This window comes from Eudoraea sp. (assembly GCF_039969275.1).
Taxonomy (GTDB): Bacteria; Bacteroidota; Bacteroidia; order Flavobacteriales; family Flavobacteriaceae; genus Eudoraea.
On sequence record NZ_JBDVOC010000010.1, the window covers coordinates 352758 to 371159 of the forward strand.

General features: G+C 37.1%; 18 protein-coding genes. 5 read left to right on the forward strand and 13 right to left on the reverse strand.

Going from position 1 to position 18402, the window contains the following annotated elements:
* Window position 1: 1 nt before the first annotated feature.
* The 6 genes from guaB to ABJH90_RS09435 form a co-directional block, all read right to left on the reverse strand.
* Window positions 2-1474: an IMP dehydrogenase gene (guaB, locus tag ABJH90_RS09410; protein ID WP_348138674.1), complete on the reverse strand. Its 1473-nt coding sequence runs from the start codon at window positions 1472-1474 to the stop codon at window positions 2-4.
* A 65-nt stretch (window positions 1475-1539) separates the two neighbouring features.
* Window positions 1540-2040 carry a hypothetical protein gene (locus tag ABJH90_RS09415; RefSeq protein ID WP_348138676.1) on the reverse strand — a complete coding sequence of 167 codons (501 nt, stop codon included), beginning with the start codon at window positions 2038-2040 and terminating at the stop codon, window positions 1540-1542.
* Window positions 2040-2576, reverse strand: coding sequence for an FMN-binding protein (locus ABJH90_RS09420; protein ID WP_348138678.1), 537 nt, complete (start codon window positions 2574-2576; stop codon window positions 2040-2042). Before ABJH90_RS09420 ends, ABJH90_RS09415 begins: the two co-directional genes overlap by 1 nt.
* Before the next feature lie 79 nt (window positions 2577-2655).
* Complete coding sequence (locus ABJH90_RS09425) at window positions 2656-3834, reverse strand: hypothetical protein (protein ID WP_348138680.1); 1179 nt, start codon at window positions 3832-3834, stop codon at window positions 2656-2658.
* Window positions 3835-3997: 163 nt separating this feature from the next.
* Window positions 3998-4864: a hydroxymethylglutaryl-CoA lyase gene (locus ABJH90_RS09430; RefSeq protein ID WP_348138681.1), complete on the reverse strand. Its 867-nt coding sequence runs from the start codon at window positions 4862-4864 to the stop codon at window positions 3998-4000.
* A gap of 31 nt (window positions 4865-4895) precedes the next feature.
* A complete protein-coding gene (locus tag ABJH90_RS09435; RefSeq protein ID WP_348138683.1) occupies window positions 4896-5522 on the reverse strand; it encodes a LysE family translocator in 627 nt (208 codons plus the stop codon).
* 75 nt (window positions 5523-5597) lie between these two features.
* On the opposite strand from ABJH90_RS09435, the gene ABJH90_RS09440 reads away from it, so the two are divergent.
* Window positions 5598-6020: a Dabb family protein gene (locus ABJH90_RS09440; protein WP_348138685.1), complete on the forward strand. Its 423-nt coding sequence runs from the start codon at window positions 5598-5600 to the stop codon at window positions 6018-6020.
* Between the two features lie 65 nt (window positions 6021-6085).
* On the opposite strand, the gene ABJH90_RS09445 is transcribed toward ABJH90_RS09440, so the two are convergent.
* From ABJH90_RS09445 to ABJH90_RS09455, 3 genes are all read right to left on the reverse strand, one after another.
* The gene (locus tag ABJH90_RS09445) at window positions 6086-7123 is read right to left on the reverse strand and encodes a quinone-dependent dihydroorotate dehydrogenase (RefSeq protein ID WP_348138687.1); all 1038 of its coding nucleotides are present in this window, start codon (window positions 7121-7123) and stop codon (window positions 6086-6088) included.
* An 88-nt stretch (window positions 7124-7211) separates the two neighbouring features.
* Entirely contained in the window at window positions 7212-7649 is a 438-nt protein-coding gene (locus ABJH90_RS09450) for a hypothetical protein (RefSeq protein WP_348138689.1), read from the reverse strand.
* 146 nt (window positions 7650-7795) lie between these two features.
* The gene (locus ABJH90_RS09455; protein WP_348138691.1) at window positions 7796-10666 is read right to left on the reverse strand and encodes a TonB-dependent receptor; all 2871 of its coding nucleotides are present in this window, start codon (window positions 10664-10666) and stop codon (window positions 7796-7798) included.
* A gap of 162 nt (window positions 10667-10828) precedes the next feature.
* Between ABJH90_RS09455 and pepT the strand changes: the two genes are divergently transcribed.
* Entirely contained in the window at window positions 10829-12052 is a 1224-nt protein-coding gene (pepT, locus tag ABJH90_RS09460) for a peptidase T (RefSeq protein ID WP_348138693.1), read from the forward strand.
* 8 nt (window positions 12053-12060) lie between these two features.
* Complete coding sequence (locus ABJH90_RS09465) at window positions 12061-12651, forward strand: DUF1801 domain-containing protein (RefSeq protein WP_348138695.1); 591 nt, start codon at window positions 12061-12063, stop codon at window positions 12649-12651.
* A gap of 70 nt (window positions 12652-12721) precedes the next feature.
* Here ABJH90_RS09465 and ABJH90_RS09470 read toward each other — a convergent pair whose 3' ends face one another.
* The 4 genes from ABJH90_RS09470 to nusB all read right to left on the reverse strand — a co-directional run bounded on the left by ABJH90_RS09470 (window position 12722) and on the right by nusB (window position 15967).
* Window positions 12722-14071 (reverse strand): Gfo/Idh/MocA family oxidoreductase, encoded by a 1350-nt coding sequence (locus ABJH90_RS09470; RefSeq protein WP_348138697.1) that lies wholly within the window; start codon window positions 14069-14071, stop codon window positions 12722-12724.
* Window positions 14072-14176: 105 nt separating this feature from the next.
* Entirely contained in the window at window positions 14177-14467 is a 291-nt protein-coding gene (yajC, locus tag ABJH90_RS09475) for a preprotein translocase subunit YajC (RefSeq protein ID WP_348138699.1), read from the reverse strand.
* 25 nt (window positions 14468-14492) lie between these two features.
* A complete protein-coding gene (locus tag ABJH90_RS09480) occupies window positions 14493-14972 on the reverse strand; it encodes a DUF1573 domain-containing protein (RefSeq protein ID WP_348138701.1) in 480 nt (159 codons plus the stop codon).
* 47 nt (window positions 14973-15019) lie between these two features.
* Window positions 15020-15967, reverse strand: coding sequence for a transcription antitermination factor NusB (gene nusB / locus ABJH90_RS09485; RefSeq protein ID WP_348138703.1), 948 nt, complete (start codon window positions 15965-15967; stop codon window positions 15020-15022).
* 172 nt (window positions 15968-16139) lie between these two features.
* Between nusB and ABJH90_RS09490 the strand changes: the two genes are divergently transcribed.
* Complete coding sequence (locus tag ABJH90_RS09490; RefSeq protein WP_348138705.1) at window positions 16140-17894, forward strand: ABC transporter ATP-binding protein; 1755 nt, start codon at window positions 16140-16142, stop codon at window positions 17892-17894.
* Window positions 17895-17972: 78 nt separating this feature from the next.
* Window positions 17973-18344 carry a PUR family DNA/RNA-binding protein gene (locus ABJH90_RS09495; protein ID WP_348138707.1) on the forward strand — a complete coding sequence of 124 codons (372 nt, stop codon included), beginning with the start codon at window positions 17973-17975 and terminating at the stop codon, window positions 18342-18344.
* Window positions 18345-18402: the final 58 nt, after the last annotated feature.

Sequence of the window (18402 nt, forward strand, 5' to 3'; positions counted from 1 at the left end):
TTTACCTGCTGTAGTTGGGAGATTCCTTCGTAATTGTAACATCATGAGGATGGCCCTCATTAATACCGCTCGCAGTTATCTTTACAAATCTTCCTGTTTCTTTTAAAGTGTCTATATCTTTGGAACCGCAATAACCCATCCCGGCCCTGAGACCACCAACAAATTGATGTATACTTTCATATAGCTCTCCTTTATAAGGAACGCGCCCTACTATCCCTTCGGGCACCAATTTATTAATATCATCTTCGACGTCCTGGAAATACCGGTCCTTACTTCCTTCCTTCATAGCCTCCACAGATCCCATACCTCTATAAGATTTAAATTTTCGGCCTTCATAAATAATTGTCTCTCCGGGAGATTCTTTCGTCCCGGCTAATAAAGACCCCAGCATTACACAATCTGCGCCTGCTGCAATTGCTTTTGGGATATCTCCGGTATAACGTATGCCACCATCCGCAATAACCGGTACACCGCTACCTTTAATGGCTGCGGCAACTTCCAATACCGCTGAGAATTGTGGAAACCCAACGCCTGCTACTACTCTTGTTGTGCAAATTGAACCTGGTCCTATCCCGACTTTGACGGCATCGGCCCCGGCCTCTACTAAATATTTTGCAGCATCCGCTGTGGCAATATTACCAACAATAACTTCTAGCTGCGGGAATTGTTTCTTTACGTCCATAAGTATATTAACTACTCCCTTTGTATGTCCATGGGCAGTATCTATAACTATAGCATCAACACCGGCTGTCACCAGTGCTTCTGTCCTTTTCAAGGCATCTGGAGTTACACCTATGGCCGCTGCTACTCTTAGCCTTCCATATTGGTCTTTATTTGCAATTGGTTTTTGAGTTAGCTTAGTAATATCGCGAAATGTGATTAGGCCAACAAGTTTATTTGTAGTATCTACAACCGGAAGTTTTTCAATTTTATTGGTCTGAAGTATACCCTCTGCCTGTTCTAAGGAAGTCCCCTCAGCGACGGTAACGAGATTGGATTTTGTCATTACCTCAGCAATAGGACGGCTATTGTTCTTCTCAAACCTAAGGTCTCGGTTGGTTACAATACCTATAAGTTTTTGATCTTCGTCAACAACAGGAATACCGCCAATGCTATGCTCACGCATACTGGCTTTAGCGTCTCCTACCAAAGCATCAAGATGCAGTGTTACAGGATCCAAAATCATCCCACTTTCAGCCCTTTTAACTTTTCGAACCTTTGTTGCTTGTTGCTCAATTGTCATATTCTTATGTAATACACCAATACAGCCTTCACGAGCCATCGCAATAGCCATTCGCGATTCGGTTACAGTATCCATAGCCGCTGAAACTATGGGAACATTTATAGTAATATTTTTGGTGAACTTTGTACGAATATCAACTTCTCTGGGTAGTATTTCAGAAAAAGCCGGAACAAGGAGTACATCGTCATATGTGAGACCTTCTCCAAGAATTTTACTAAGGTGAGCTTCCATGGCAATTAAGGATTAATTGCGTGCAAATATACTACATTTAATACAACTTGAGGATTACTGTTTTCTTACCGTTCTGAATTAATCGGAATCACTAGTTGATAAAGGACCAATAACGAAGAAATCATAAAGGTAATAGTCATCAATATGCCGGAAAAAACCACTACATATTTCATCCATTCAAGTCCTGACCATAAGACATAAATACCTCCGAAAGTGAGGATGACTGAAAGGAAAGGTTCTATAGTAAGGAACAGCTTAAGCTTTTTAGGTAGTTTAGTGAGCCATACCAGAATTCCCAATAAGAAAAAAATAAAAGACATGGACAAGATATGGGTGTGGATAATTGTAAGCATTTCATACTCACTTTTCTTAAATTTCATAACCCTGGCATCTTCGTCAGCCTCATTTCCTAAATAATTTTCCACGATACCACTTGGTGCTGCCGAACTTGTTTGATTAACAAATAAAAGTCCTGTATAAAAACCAATGGATAATATAAAAACAAATGAACCTACAAACCATTTGATCTCCACTGGTAATCGCTGTAAAAGACCATTGTAATTCATTACAATACCTTGTTTTCCTGAAGCTGTCCAATTGTCTGAAAAAGTTTATCCATAGACAAAGTCATGGATCGCACAGAGATCGTGGCTCCTGAAATAGCATCAATATTGTTTTCATAGCTCACTCTATCATTCCCTGTTTTTCCCAAAAATTGCTTCAACCATCGTTTGCTTCCAATTTCACCTCCATAATCTTCTCTGTATACCAGCACTTTGGTGTGAATAACCGTTAAGTCCTGATCGAATATTACCAGATAATCAAACTTGGCTGTTTTGCTTGGAGCATTGTCCACAAATGCATAACCCAAAAGTTCAGAACCTTCTGATAAAGTAAAAAAATTAGCTCCGGTAATTTTTGTTGGAAGTTTACTATTGATTTCTTCCGGTACAATAACCGGGAGCATCTCTATGGTCGAAGATTGAAAAGTCTTTTCGATCTCCTTATTTACCCTCTTCTGAATAACTTTTGGAAGACCAAATCCGAATAATAGGAAGGACACCAGAATAAAAGAAAAACAAAATTGTTTGTGAAACCACATAAGGCAAATGTATTAATTTAGATTTAATCTTAATAAGCTATTCATCAGTAATACTAAATTATTTTCATTGCTTGATTTATCAGAACCATACTCCGATCCCAAAATTTAATTGATTCGGAATATCACTTCCTTCAAGGGCATTACTTCTAAATTGATAGTCTCCTTTTACAACTACTCCTGTTACTATATGATAGGTTAAACCCGTTGTAATATCCGATCTGTTATAAGCATCATTTCTTTCCAATGTGCCATCTGTCTGGGCATGAGTATCATAGGATTCAAAGCGGGCAAAGGTAAAGAGTTTTTGTTTCTTTTCTTGTGGCAAAAGATTAAACGCACCTTCCACATACCAGCCCTGCAAAGCGCTTCCCAAATCCTGTCCGGTAAGAGTGTTATAAGCTTCGGTATCGGACAACCATCCTTGAATAAACTGACCTCTGGCCATAAATCGTTTGTAGGCATACCTTGCATCAAGTCCAAGCATGGAGATACCAATACGAGCACCGTCTAACTTTTTAATATCATCTTCTGCCTGGGTCTTTCCAAGATAGGTGGCTAAACCTAAACGCAAACCTCGAATACCGTAGTAGTCTACTTTGGCCGATAAAGTGGGGCTACTAACAGTGGATTGAATTCCTTTTTGCCTCCCACTCCTAAGTCCGTTAGATCCCTTCAAAAAGCCGTTAATGCCACCCTCTCCATCCGATTCTGCAGACTTGAAACCATTGAATATGTAAGCCTGATATCCAAGGGAGATCGAGTTAAATCTTCCGGTTACCCCAACTCCGATTTCCCTCCATGTGGTAGGTACAATGACATTATCCACACCGGGTCGTTCTGTTCCGTTAAAAGTTGTGGGTTCATGAAATTCATTGATTATTCCCATAGGGATAAGCATTAAACCACCCCTCAGATTTACATTATTTGCAACATTATAATTTATAAAAGCCTGTTCCACAAAGACCTCTTCAACGTGTTCCACTTCTACTTCAGTAACAAATTGAACTTTATCGTTAAAATTATATCCAAAGAGTAGAACCAATCGTTGTACATCCAATTCTCCATTGGCTCCTTCGGGTTGATTATATAAAACTTCACCGTATGCCCCTACGGTTACTGCCGAGGCATAATTACCGGATATTAAACGTTGTGCTGCATTTATCTGCTTTTGCGGATCGAGAGTAATAGAATCCGTTTTAGTCTGTGCTATCATCATCCCGCAATAAAATAATAAAAAGACAAGGGTGGTTTGTTTCATTTTGGTAGTTATTTTTATTTAGACTGATTTTAAATAATTGATAAATAAAGAACAAATGTAATCTCAAAATTTAATTTTCAAAAGTTTATTTATAATAAATCTAAATAATTTATCAACTTTAACAGTTATGGGATAGCGAGAAATTAATAAAGTCGAAATTATCTTAACTATAGGCAGCAAAGAGTTCTGTCGCCTTATTATGTGCAGCTTCGAAGACCATCCACTGAACTCCCGTATCTACCTTGTTTTCAGTGAAATAAGACAACATTTTTTCAGTAGGCATATTTCCGGTTAATTCATCTTTGGCCATTGGACAGCCCCCAAACCCTCTTATCGCGCCATCAAACCTGCGACAGCCTGCTTTATATGCTGCATCTACTTTTTCATGCCATCTGTTTGGTGTTGTATGTAAATGGGCTCCAAATTCAACATCCGGATATTTAGGAATTAAATGTGAAAATAAATAGTTGATATCTTCAGGGGTGGAGGTCCCCACAGTATCAGACAAGGACAATATCCGAGCTCCCATATTTGCCAATTTTTCTGCCCATTCTCCAACAACTTCGACACTCCATGGATCACCATATGGGTTGCCGAAGCCCATGGAGAGATAAGTAACTACTTCTTTATTTGTTGCATTGGCTATTTCAAGAATCTCACCCAGAATATCTATAGATTGCGCAATGGTTTTATGCGTGTTACGCATTTGAAAATTCTCAGAAATTGAAAATGGATATCCCAAATAGTCAATTTCAGGATGAACACTTGCCTCATTTGCCCCTCTCACATTTGCTACAATAGCCAATAACTTGCTCTTTGATTTGGACAGATCTAAATTTGAAAGTACTTCAGCAGTATCCGACATCTGCGGTATGGCCCTGGGTGAGACAAAACTCCCAAAATCTATGGTATCAAAACCACAACCCAGCAAAGATTGAATGTATGCAATTTTCCTCTCAGTCGGAATAAAGTTTTTAATGCCTTGCATAGCATCTCTGGGACATTCAATAATCTTCACTTTTTCGGGCATATGGCGAATCTAGTATTTACCAAAATTAATATTAATTATCCGAAAATAATAGGTAAATACCTATGCCAGAAAAGACGACAATTTGTAACCACTTAAGAAATAATTCAATACCAGAATGCTTTTTAATTTGTTTGGCAATAGAGCCTGAAAGCAATGCGATTGCAGAAAAAATAAAGAATGTAACTATCATGAACAATAAGCCAAGAACATAAAATTGAATTACCGTATCCAAATCTTCACTAAAAAGAAATCCTGGAAAAAAAGCAAGAAAGAAAATTGTAACCTTCGGATTGAGCACATTCATAATAAAACCTTGTCTAAACAATTGACCCAAAGATTTTTTCGGAAACTTTGTACTATCCAATGTAATATGCACCTTGGCATTGTATACCTTATAAGCCAGGTAAAACAAATAAAATGCTCCAAATAGTTTAACTATGAAAAATATCTGATCGTTTTCCTTAATTAGTACGGAAACGCCAAATGCCAGGAAAGTAGTATGAACAATACAACCTGTAATTAGGCCAGCGGTGGTTGAAAGACCACATTTTATGCCATTGGATATGCTTTGTGTTAATACATAAATATTATCCGGACCCGGTGATATAGCCAGGGCAGCGGTTGCCAGGATAAAGGCGGAAAGTATTTCGTAATTCAAGTTAAGAAATTATGAGAATCATAGCTCAAAATACAAAAGTTTCGTGCTTTTTTTTATCTTACAAAAATTTTATTTATGAAAACCAAAATACTTTTATTGACAGCGGTGCTTGGTCTGGTGTCACTTAGCTTTACTTCCTTAAAAATGGATAAAAAAATAAATCAGACAAAAACGGAATTACAAAATACGAAGGACAGCGTTTTAAGACATGTGGTCCTTTTTAAGTTTAAGGAAGAAACATCTGAAGAGCAACTAGTTTCTTTTGAAAAGGCTTTTGGCGCTTTAGCGGGTAAAATACCTCAAATCTCTGATTTTGAATGGGGTTTAAACAATAGTCCGGAAGGACTGGATAAAGGATTTACGCATTGCTTTTTTGTCAGTTTTAAAAGTGAAGAAGATCGTGCAATATATTTGCCACATCCAGACCATAAGGCCTTCGTCAGTCTTATAGGACCTTCTGTAGATGATGTAATGGTGGTTGATTATTGGACTAAATAGTCCGGATTACCATTTTTGAGGTAAGGCATCACAAATAGTATCCGAGGAAAATTAATTGGAATCTCTCAGGATTGGTCCAGAATGGCCTTATTTATCCTTTTCACCAGTGCAGGTCCTTCATAGACAAATCCTGTCCATAGCTGAATTAAATCAGCACCTGCTTCTAGTTTTTCCAGGGCATCTTCTGTAGAATGAATTCCTCCAACCCCAATTATTGGAAATGCCCTATTGCTTTTTTCAGACAAGAATCGAATAACCTCTGTACTTCTGTTCGCAAGGGGTTTTCCACTTAATCCTCCATTTTCTTCCACAAGAAAGTAATCCGATTTCAGATTTTCTCTGGCTATTGTAGTATTAGTAGCAATTATCCCTGAAATCCGCGTATCTTCAACAATTTGAATTATATCCAATAACTGTTCATTCGAAAGGTCAGGTGCTATTTTTAGAAGAATTGGCTTCTCAATTACTTGTTTACTTTGTGCGTATTTACGGTTTTCGCGTTTTAAAGCCATCAAGAGCGCCGTAAGAGGCTCCTTATCCTGTAATTCCCGGAGGCCCGGAGTATTTGGAGAACTTACATTTATAACAAAATAGTCGACATGATCAAAAAGGGCATCAAAGCATATCAGGTAATCTTTGATGGCAAGATTATTAGGTGTGATTTTGTTCTTACCAATATTCCCGCCTATAATAACATTGTGTTTTTTCTTTAAGGTTTCAACGGCTTCAAAAACTCCCAGGTTATTAAAACCCATTCTGTTTATTATTGCGTGATCTGCTTTTAATCTGAAAAGCCTCTTTTTAGGATTACCAGCTTGTGGTTTGGGCGTTACAGTACCAATTTCAATAAAACCAAATCCAAAATTGGAGAGTTCGTTATATAATTCAGCGTTTTTATCAAATCCGGCTGCAAGGCCCACAGGATTTTTAAATTTTATTCCAAAAACCTCTCGTTCCAAACGTTCGTCATCTATAAGATAAAGGAATCTGAAGAGACCAGAAAATCCAATTTTAGATAATAATTTAATCAATGTAAATGAAAGGTGGTGTACTTTTTCCGGGTCCAAAAGGAATAGAAAAGGTCTGATGAGGAGCTTGTACATAGGCTAAAAAAACTTTGTTCAAAAATACAAACTTCCATTAGGTTAGCGGTGCATTACCAACTATTTCGTCTTTTCTGGAGTGTTAAAATCACTCCGGTACCATGTCCTCCTTGGAGATTAATCCCTTTAGTGGTCTGCGGATAGCCTCGGTACATAAGTCAATATACCGACGGTATTGATTTTCATTTAGTATACCAATTAATTTTTGATCACATATTCTTGAATTGGCAATAATCTGTGCACGGAGTGGTTTAAATTTTTCAGCCAGGACTTGCAATTCTTCTTCGTTACTTTGCGGATGCTTATCCAAAAGGACATCAATCTGTTCTTCGATTAATTCATTGGATTTATTTAATTCCTGAATCCAGCCCTCCATTTGTACTAACTGTTCTTCACTAAGCTGAAAGACTTTAATAATAGTTTCTGTATCCTTACCACCAATGCCTAAGGTACAGTCTGCCGTTTGACCCATGCTTGTTAAGAAGATAAAAAGCAATAGAATAGAACAATAATATTTCAATTTCATGATCTCAAATCCTTTTTAGTTTTTATCTAATAAACTTCTATATAAACTGTGTTTTTTATCAAAAATTATAATTCCCCCCAATTTAACACCACAAACAAAAAAAGCTACCTTATAAGGTAGCTTTTTTATAATTGCAATTGTATGGATTATTTTAAAATGAAATTAACTCGAGCAAATAAGAATCTACCTCCAATACCAAATTGTTGTGCTCTCCTAGACCAATCAAAACGACCGCTACTGCGATTATTCCCACCGTCAGCCAAAACTTCGGCTGCCCTGTCCGGATAAGTGTCAAATACGTTGTTTGCCCCAACTGTAAAGGTCAGGGAGGGTGTAGCTTTGTAACTCGCCGAAAGATCCGTCACAAATTTGGTACCAAAAACCTGTTGTCTATCAATATTTGTAGTTGCTTCTGTAACTTTTCCAAAATATACCCCTCTTAAAAAGAAAATCCATTTGTCTGAAGACAGATTAAACGTTAAGTTCACCTTTGTTCTTGGAACCGCTTCTTCCAGATAAACCCTACTATCTTCAGGGAAGTAAGTATCTACTAACCCAGCATCTTCAATTACCTGGGATGCCTTTATCTCTCCAACCTGTTGGGTTTTAGAAAAAGTAGCTGCCAAACTTGAATTAAGCATCCATCCATCCCACACATTCGCCCTATGGGTAAGAACTAAATCAATACCCCTTGATTCTGTGTCAATTGCATTAGCAAAAAATGAAGCTGCTGAGGCATTTGCCTGTCTAAGCAGATTATCCAATTCCGTTCCCGTACCAGGACCCTGAAACTGCCCTGTATATACCACTCTGTCATCAATTTTAACAAAATAACCATCGACAGTCACCGTAAGGTTGGCATCTGGTATTTTACCTGTCAAACCTAAACTAATACTACTCGATGTTTCTTCTTTTAATTCAGGTATCCCCAAAAGTTTAGCAGCCCTGCTATCGTTGGAAAAAGTACCCACCTCTTGCGGATTCCCATCCTGATCAAAAATGGTGGAAGTTGAATTAAAATAAATCTGATGAAGAGATGGTGCTCTAAATCCGGTATTTAATGCACCACGTAGATTAAAGTTATCGCTAATTTTAACACGTGATGAAACTTTGAAATTTATGGTTGAACCAAAATCACTGTAATTTTCGAAACGGGTTGCAAAACTCACAAGAACATTTTCAGAAAAATCAGCCTCTAAATCAAAATATCCCGCAATGCTGCTTCGATCTCTCGATAATTCATTGTTAGGACTAAATCCAGGAAATACCTGCGATCCTCCTGGTCTGGCGCTTCCAAAGAAATCCTGCGATGGCTCTTGAGTAGAAAGTGTAATTACTTCTCCTGCAGCAGTATATTGAGCATAAGAGGATTCTTGACCTGCAACAATTTCGTAGTTCTCATAACGGTATTCTCCACCGAATGCCACATTAAAACCACTAAAGATATCATCATAAAACTGTGTAATATCCAGGTTAGTTGTATTTTGTGCAAAGGAAAACCCTCCGGCGTCAAAGCTAGTAGGTGATGCGCTCTGCAAGGAAGCATTAAAGGTATTACCTATAGTATAAAGAAATGCATTCTTTCCATACGTATTACTGAAATCCACACTCCAATCGCCTACTTTTCCCTTGATACCTATAGATACGGATTGATCCTTGATGTTAGAATTTATTTCTGGTAGAAATCCATTAAGATAAGCAGGAGTATATGTTCTACTCTGATTAGGAAGTCGGTAAAAACCTGCAGAATTTCCTGTTCTTGAGCTAATCCCGGCAAAAGAATATAATTCTGTTCCATAATCGTCTAAGGGAAGTGCAAAATTAGCGAAAAAACGACCCCCTCTTAAGGCAGACTGACCTACTCTCATATTAAAATCACTTCTAACTAATCCCCTAGCAGTCAATTCAGATTCTGTATTATCAACAGAGAGAATGGGCTGTAATTCTTCTTTAGTAGTTGCCAGTCCTGTATCAATGCCTGCAGCATTTGCATAAAATAGTACATCAGTTACATCGTCATCTAATAAAGCAGCTACATCATAACCATCAGCATCTGCAAATCGCTCTACAGTATTGTATTGATTAAATACATCACCTTCCCATTCTTTCATACGGCTATAGTCCTGACGAACATCAAAATCTCCGGAAAAGTTTATATATCCTCCTCTTTCACCCAAAGAAATTCCATAACTGCCGGCTATATTGGTGGCTTCACCATCTGAACCTCCTGTTTGCCCATTGGCATTCTTGGAAAAATTGGCGCCGGTTGTAACTGTAAGGTTTAATTCACCTGCATCTTTATTAAGAATTATATTGATTACACCTGCAATTGCATCTGATCCATATTGTGCCGCAGCTCCATCTCTAAGTACCTCAACACGTTGTATTGAAGCTGTAGAAATAGCATTTAAATCTGTTCCTACACTTCCTCTACCAAATGTACCATTCACATTTACCAGTGAAGATGTATGTCTTCTTTTCCCATTAATCAAAACCAATACCTGATCAGGTCCTAAACCTCTTAATGATGCAGGATCTATATGGTCTGTTCCATCCGAAATGGTTTGTGTATTTGAAGTAAATGAAGGCGCTACGTAGTTTAAAATCTGGTTTAAATTTACCTGCGGGCCAACACTTGCCAACTCCTTAACATCAATTACATCTACAGGAACTGTGCTCTCCGTCGCAACCCTGTTAGGGTTACGGGAACCTGTAATTATGACCTCGCTCAATGCCAATCCGGAAACAAGGGTAATGTTTAGAATAGTACTATTTACTAAAACTTCCAGAGGTTCGTATCCAATATATGAAACGACTAACCTGTCACCAAGGATGGCATCTATGCTGTAGTTTCCATCAAAATCTGTTGTAGTACCAATAGTTGTGCCTTTTTTTACAACCGAAGCTCCAACAAGCGGAACCCCCTGATCATCCGTCACTGTACCCGTTATCTGCCCGTTTACAATGCCAATGGCGCCAAATATTAGGACAAAAATAATTAAGTAATGCTGTTTCATGTGTTATCATTTTTGAGTTAATATCCTCATAAGGTAGACAAAACTTATCTTAAATTGTCTGCTAGATACTACTTTCTTCATATGGATTTGGAGTTAAACATCTATTATTATGATGTTTGAGGCTTTAAAGTATTATTGTAATTTTGATATAAACTAATTAGCATGCAAAAAATCATTGACCGTTTTATTAGCTATGTCACTATAGATACTCAGAGTGATCCAAATTCAAATAGTACTCCGAGTACAGAAAAACAATGGGTATTGGCCAATAAACTTACCGAGGAATTAAAACAAATTGGTTTGGAAGATATATCTATTGATAAGAACAGCTACATTATGGCTACGCTTCCTTCAAATATTAAAAAGGTGGTACCCACAGTTGGCTTTATTTCGCATTTTGATACGACCCCGGATTTTTCAGGAACCGATGTGAAACCTCGTCTGATTCATAATTATGACGGAAAGGACATTGTCCTTAATAAAGAAAACAACATTGTACTTTCACCTGATTATTTTGATGATTTACTTCTTTACAAAGGACAAACCCTTATTGTTACTGATGGCACGACGCTCCTTGGGGCCGACGATAAAGCGGGTATTACCGAAATAATTACAGCAATGGAGTATCTTATACAGCACCCGGAAATTAAACATGGGCCTATCCGTATTGGTTTTACACCAGACGAAGAAATTGGGCGTGGAGCACATAAATTTGATGTTAAAAAATTTAATGCAGATTGGGCATATACAATAGACGGGAGTCAGATAGGGGAAGTGGAGTATGAGAATTTTAATGCCGCCGGAGCAAAGATTACTGCCATAGGTAAAAGCGTACATCCGGGATATGCCAAAGGAAAAATGGTAAATGCAATTGGCCTGATTAATGAGTTAATGAATTTATTACCAAAAAAAGAAGTACCGGAACAAACCGAAGGTCGGGAAGGATTTTTTCATATAAATCAGCTTCGTGGCGAAATAGAAAAAGCAGAGTTGGAACTCATAATTAGGGATCACGATCGATCCTTATTTGAGAAGAGAAAAAAACTACTGCAGAATAGTGTCAATGAACTAAATGAAAAACACGGGGATTGCTTTTCCCTGGAGATAAAAGATCAGTACTACAATATGAGAGAAAAGATAGAACCAGTTTTTCATGTTGTTGAAATTGCCAAAGAAGCTATGGAAACATTAGATATAGAACCGATCATAAAACCTATCAGGGGTGGTACAGATGGTTCACAACTCAGTTTTATGGAACTACCTTGTCCAAATATATTTGCGGGTGGACATAATTTTCACGGCAAGTATGAATACATACCTGTGGAAAGTATGCAAAAAGCGGTTGATGTTATCGTGAAAATCTGCGAAATTGTAGCTAGAAAATAGACTGGAGTATGAATGTTGATGCAAAAATAGTAGCCTACTATTCCAAAAATCAAAAATATAAGGAGGGTATCTCACATTTGAGAGCCATTGCCTTGAAAACCCAATTGGTAGAAACTCTAAAATGGGGCTCACCTGTGTATACTATCGACAATAAAAACGTACTGGGAATATTAGCTTTTAAAAATCATTTTGGCATTTGGTTTTTTAACGGAGTTTTCCTTAGTGATCCTAAGGGAGTTCTGGTGAATGCACAGGAAGGCAAAACAAAATCAATGAGGCACTGGAAATTTAGCTCAGTAAACGATATAGATGAAGCGGGTGTTCTAGAATATATAAATGAAGCTATCGCAATTCAAAAGAAAGGACTGGCAATAAAACAATCGCGAAAGACAGAAATAATCCTCCCAAAACTGTTATTGGACGCTTTGTCAGAAAACACCAGGCTGAATGAGCAATTTAATGCCCTCACTCCTTATAAACAGAGAGATTATTGCGAGTATATCACAGAGGCAAAACAACAAAAGACAAAGGAATCGCGACTTGAGAAGATTATTCCAATGATCTCAGCAGGCCAGGGATTAAATGATAAATACAAATAAACTTAGAACTTTCTATCCCTAATAAGGGCCTTAAATTTCTGAAAATGTAAATTTACAACTTTAGGTAACTTTAATTTTGTGGCAATTTCCATCCATTATGATAAGACGCCTTCATAATCTTATTAGCCGTTGTATCAGTAAATCTGTTCTTATCTGCATCCCAATATATTCTATTACCGGATTTGAATGCAACATTTCCCATATGGGATACCATGGCTGCATCATAACCTACTTTAATAGGCGCATTAAGGTTCTTCGGATCCCTGCTTTTAACAGCCTCTATGAAATTCTTAGTATGAAGATCCAAACCACTTCCCTGATTCTGTTGTAGAGGCAAAGCTTCCATGCGGGGGATGCCTTCTTTTCCCCAGCCTTGAAATTCTTTTTCCGGAATTACTTCCCAGCCATTTCTATCTAATACCAGGGTACCATTATTGCCAATAAAGGCTATCCCGTGATTTCTTCCGTAATTTCCCCCGTCAATACCAGTAGCATGTTCCCATAATATGGAGAAATCATCATATTCAAAAACTGCCTGTAATGAGTCTGGTGTTTCTGAAGCATCATCCGGGTAGGCGAACTTACCTCCAAGAGCCATTACAGATTTTGGGGTTCCGGCTTTCATTCCGTATAACGCATAATCTATCAGATGAACACCCCAATCCGTCATAAGTCCACCTGCATAATCCCAAAACCACCTGAAATTAAAATGAAATCTATTAGGATTAAATAAACGTTCTTGTGCAGGTCCTAACCACATTTTGTAATCAACTCCGACAGGAGCATTGGTGTCTGCCAGGATAGGAACTGGTTTCATCCATCCTTGATATGCCCAGGCTTTTGCCAGTCTTATTTCACCTAGTTTTCCGGAGTGTACAAAATTAATCGCATCTACAAAATGAGGTTGACTACGTTGCCATTGACCAATTTGAACAATATTCTTGCTATTCTGAACAGTATTAAGCATAATATCACATTCCTGCATTGAGTTCGCAATTGGTTTTTCACAATACACATCTTTTCCAGCACTTAAAGCATCTGTCAATTGCAGGCAATGCCAGTGATCTGGTGTCCCAATAACCACAACATCAATATCTTTATTATCCAACATTTTTCGATAATCCTTATACCATTGTGGTTTCTTAATACCGGCTTTTTCGAGTTCTGAAGTACGTCTGGAAAGTACTTTTTCATCTACATCACACAGTGCTAATACGTTAACCTCACTAATTTTCAAAAGCGAGAGCAGGTTACTAAAGCCCATGCCATTGCAACCAATTAATCCCAGATTAATCTGGTCATTAGCGCCGACTTTTTTACGCATTGACGCAAGAAGTTCAACAGGAAATAGAAAATAGCCGGCTGACCCTAAAAGATATAATGAGCTTTTCTTAATAAACCTTCTTCTGTTTGTTTTCATATCATTTTTTTTGAAAAGTTTAATATAAAGAATTTCAGCCAAATATTAGATCAAAAAAAAACATCGGTAGTGACCGATGCTTTTTTAATGAAATTGTTTTTAATCCTATTTTTCCTTGGGAACAACATTCAATTTGGCGCTCATTTCCATAGAAATGGAAGATCTGTCAAATTTAAGCCTTCCGGCCATGGTTTCAATAATACAGGAAAAATCCTTATCGTTCAAATCCACAATTTTGCCATGCAAGCCACTTTTGGTTACTATTTTATCACCCTTCTTCAATGCTTGTGCAAATTTCTTTTCATCCTTTTGACGTTTCATCTGCGGTCGTATCATAAAAAAATATGCCACGGCAAAGATGAGTATCATCGGTAGAAATTGTCCTATATCACCCATAATATTTTGTTGAGTTTTGTACTACTTATTTAACAGGGCCCAATGCTGCCGAAGGTCCCCCTTCTTTAGGGTTAACAAATGCCTTAATTCTTAGAACTTCCTGTCCTTTTTCCGTATTCGCAGTTACAGTAATGGTCTTAGTAACCTGATTTTGGCCTGAACCATTAAACTTCACAAGAAGTTCACCTGTTGCACCTGGAGCAATTGGATCTTTAGGTGGATTAGGAACTGTACATCCACAACTACTGGTTGCATTTGTAATAATTAATGGCGCATTACCTGTGTTTGTGAAATTGAAGACAGTCTCCTGTGGAGCACCTTGAGTGATGGTTCCGAAATCGTGTTCCGTTTTTTCAAAATTCATTACAGGTAAATTTTTTGCCTGCATGTCTCTTTCAGCTGCCACTTCAACGTTTTCAGTATTTACCTTACTAGAAGCATTCTCCTTGCAAGAGCTAAGAACTAATGCTGCGGTTAAACCGAGGGCAATAAATAATCTTTTCATTTTAATTTAAGTTTTAAGATTTGCATGCAAAATTAAGGAATATTTGTTTATAATAACCCTCTCCCTGCTTTTTTCAATTTTCCATTAATCCTATATTCTTTTACCAATTTATCCAATATGCCATTAATAAAGATACTGCTCTTAGGTGTAGAATACTCTTTAGCAATTTCTAAATACTCATTAATGGTGACTCGTTCGGGTATGGAAGAAAAACCGGTTAGCTCACAAATGGCCATCTTTAAAAGTATAGCATCTATATCGGCTATTCTGTCCTTATCCCAGTTAGGTGTTTTTATTTGAATTTCTTCTTCAAATTTTTTATTGTTTAGGAGCGTTTTTGTTAATAATTGATCAGCAAAAACCATATCATCTGAGTCTTTTAAGAGCTTTGGCAAAAAGAAGGATTGGCTATATTCTTCATTTACCTTCCTCAATTGTTTCAATACAAAGGTATTCACCAGAGGGATGTCATCTACCCAGGTTAATTTATCATCCTCAAAATATTCATAAATCCTTTCATTTGGAGCTATAACCTCTTTAAAGAGACTTGCAATAAGATTTTTATCCCCTTCATAGTTGCGCTCATCCATTAGCATATATTGCTCATAGAGTTCACTCTTTTTTATTTCATTAAACACTATTTTTATATAATCCTGGTGCAGATCCCAATTATTCAATTTCCTTTTAACCAATTCATTTTGCAACAGGGAATTATTAACAATTTGCTTAAGCACTGCATTATTTAGAAACTTTTCCTTATTCGGATATTTTTCGTCATTTGCATTCAAATATTTCTTAGATGATAATCTGATGAAATTTTCCTCCATTTTATGAAGTTCCATTAAAAGACTTAAAACAAGTAGATAGAGAATATAAGTGTTGTCAATGCTTATTCGGAGAAAGTTTTTCTGTTTTTCTAATGATTCATCGTGCGATAAGGTTAAGGCATAAATGCATTGCATCACTTTTACCCTGATTTGCCTTCGTGTAAGCATTTTAAAGAACCTTTTGTTAAATTAGAAATACAAAACGCCGCAAAAATACTAATCTATTTTAAAACCAAACCTAATTCTCAGTTTATCTTATAAGTTTTATAACATTTGTTTTGCGACCAATCAGCTATATTTGTCCAATGCTTAAAACCTAGTTGCATTACCAGCCATTTTAATGAAAGAACTCAGGCACTTAGACAAATACTTCAAAAAATATTGGTTTAAATTACTCATCGGCATAATCATCACCATTATTGCGAGGATATTTCAATTGGTAATGCCTTCCTATGTAAAAAAATCTATAGAAGTTGTTGAAAATTATGTGGCTTCACAAATTACAGAGCCCCAGGCAAGAGATTTGCTTTTGGAATATATCCTGATCATTGTCGGGGCGGCTTTACTCTCGGGATTCTTCACTTTCTTAATGAGACAGACCATTATAAATGTATCTCGATACATTGAATACGATTTAAAAAACGAAGTTTTCGATCATTACCAACTTTTAAGTCTAAATTTTTATAAAAAGAACCGCACGGGTGACTTAATGAACAGGATAAGTGAGGATGTTGGGCAGGTAAGGCTTTATACCGGACCCGCAATAATGTATGGAATTCAGACACTCACCTTATTCGTATGTCTTATACCCCTAATGTTCATTAAGGCTCCAACTATTGCATTTTATTCCCTATTGCCACTGCCCATACTTTCTGTTTTGATATATCAGATAAGTAAAATTATTCATAAACGAAGTACTAAAGTTCAGGAATACCTGTCCACTTTGTCAACCTTTGCCCAGGAATCCTTTTCTGGAGTATCAGTAATAAAAGCATATAGCCTGGAACCTCAGCTAAACAATGAAATGACTGTACTGGCTAATAAAGGAAAGGAGAAAAGTATGGATCTGGCCAAAGTAAACGCCTGGTTTTTTCCGTTGATGATCCTTTTAATTGGAATCAGCAACATTTTTGTTATTTATGTGGGAGGTAAACAATATATTAATGGCGAAATTTCATCTATAGGTACCATAGCAGAATTCATACTTTATGTAAATATGCTTACCTGGCCGGTAGCTGTTGTAGGTTGGCTGACTTCCATTGTTCAGCGCGCCGAAGCTTCCCAAAAGAGAATAAATGAGTTCTTAAAGGAACAACCCGAGATAAGAAATGCAGTTTTAGAAGACACGCCGATTAAAGGCACCATAGAATTTAAGAATGTCATATTTACCTATGACGACACAAATATTACCGCACTTAACGATATATCTTTCACCATTAAAGAAGGTGAAACGGTTGCGATAATTGGAAAAACCGGCTCAGGAAAATCCACTATCCTGGATCTGATTGCCAGGCTTTATGACACCTCTTCAGGTGAGATTTTAATTGACAATGTCCCGGTTCAAAGTTTAAATTTAAATAGCCTGAGAGAGTCTGTTGGTGCCGTTCCACAAGATGCATTTCTGTTTTCTGATACTATAAAAAATAACATTAAATTCGGGAAGGAGGACGCAACGGAATATGAAATTTTGGAAGTAGCCCGAAAGGCTGCTGTGCATGAAAACATTATGGGCTTTTCCAAAAAGTACGATACAATACTCGGTGAAAGGGGAATAACCCTTAGTGGAGGTCAAAAACAGCGTGTTTCAATAGCCAGGGCTTTGCTAAAAGATCCCAGGATATATCTGTTCGATGATTGTCTGTCTGCCGTGGACACAGAGACTGAAGAAGAAATATTACACAACCTAAAACATGCTTCACATCTAAGGACCACCCTAATAGTAAGTCATCGTGTTTCTTCGGCCAAAAATGCGGATAAGATTATAGTCCTGGAAGACGGAAAGGTACTCCAAGAAGGCACTCACAATGATTTGATAGAAATAAATGGCTATTACAAGGAGCTATATATCAATCAACTATCAGCGAAAGAAAACTAGAAAAATGTTGCTGGATACGCTTTTTTTTTCCATTTTTGAATATATTTTGAGCATAAATACTAACTAGATATTTAACAAATGAGCGATAAAGATTTCATGGATCAGGAAGAAATTTTCTCAAAAGTTTTAAGAGCTGGGAGAAGGACCTATTTTTTTGATGTCAGGAGTACAAAGGCGGGAGATTATTATCTGACCATTACGGAGAGTAAAAAATTTACACATGATGATGGCTCCTTTCATTATAAGAAACACAAAATATATCTCTATAAAGAGGATTTTCAATCCTTTAGAGAGATCATGGAAGAAATGATGGACTATATAATTGACGAGAAAGGACTTGAAGTCATCTCAGAAAGACATCAAAAGGACTTCAAAAAGGAAGAGCCGAGTCAGAATGGAGAAGTTTCTTCTACAGATAATTTCACAGATCTAGATTTTGATGATATCTAAACTCTAATCACAAAAATGACTAAACGATCTTTGTATTCAAAGGTCGTTTTTTGTTTCT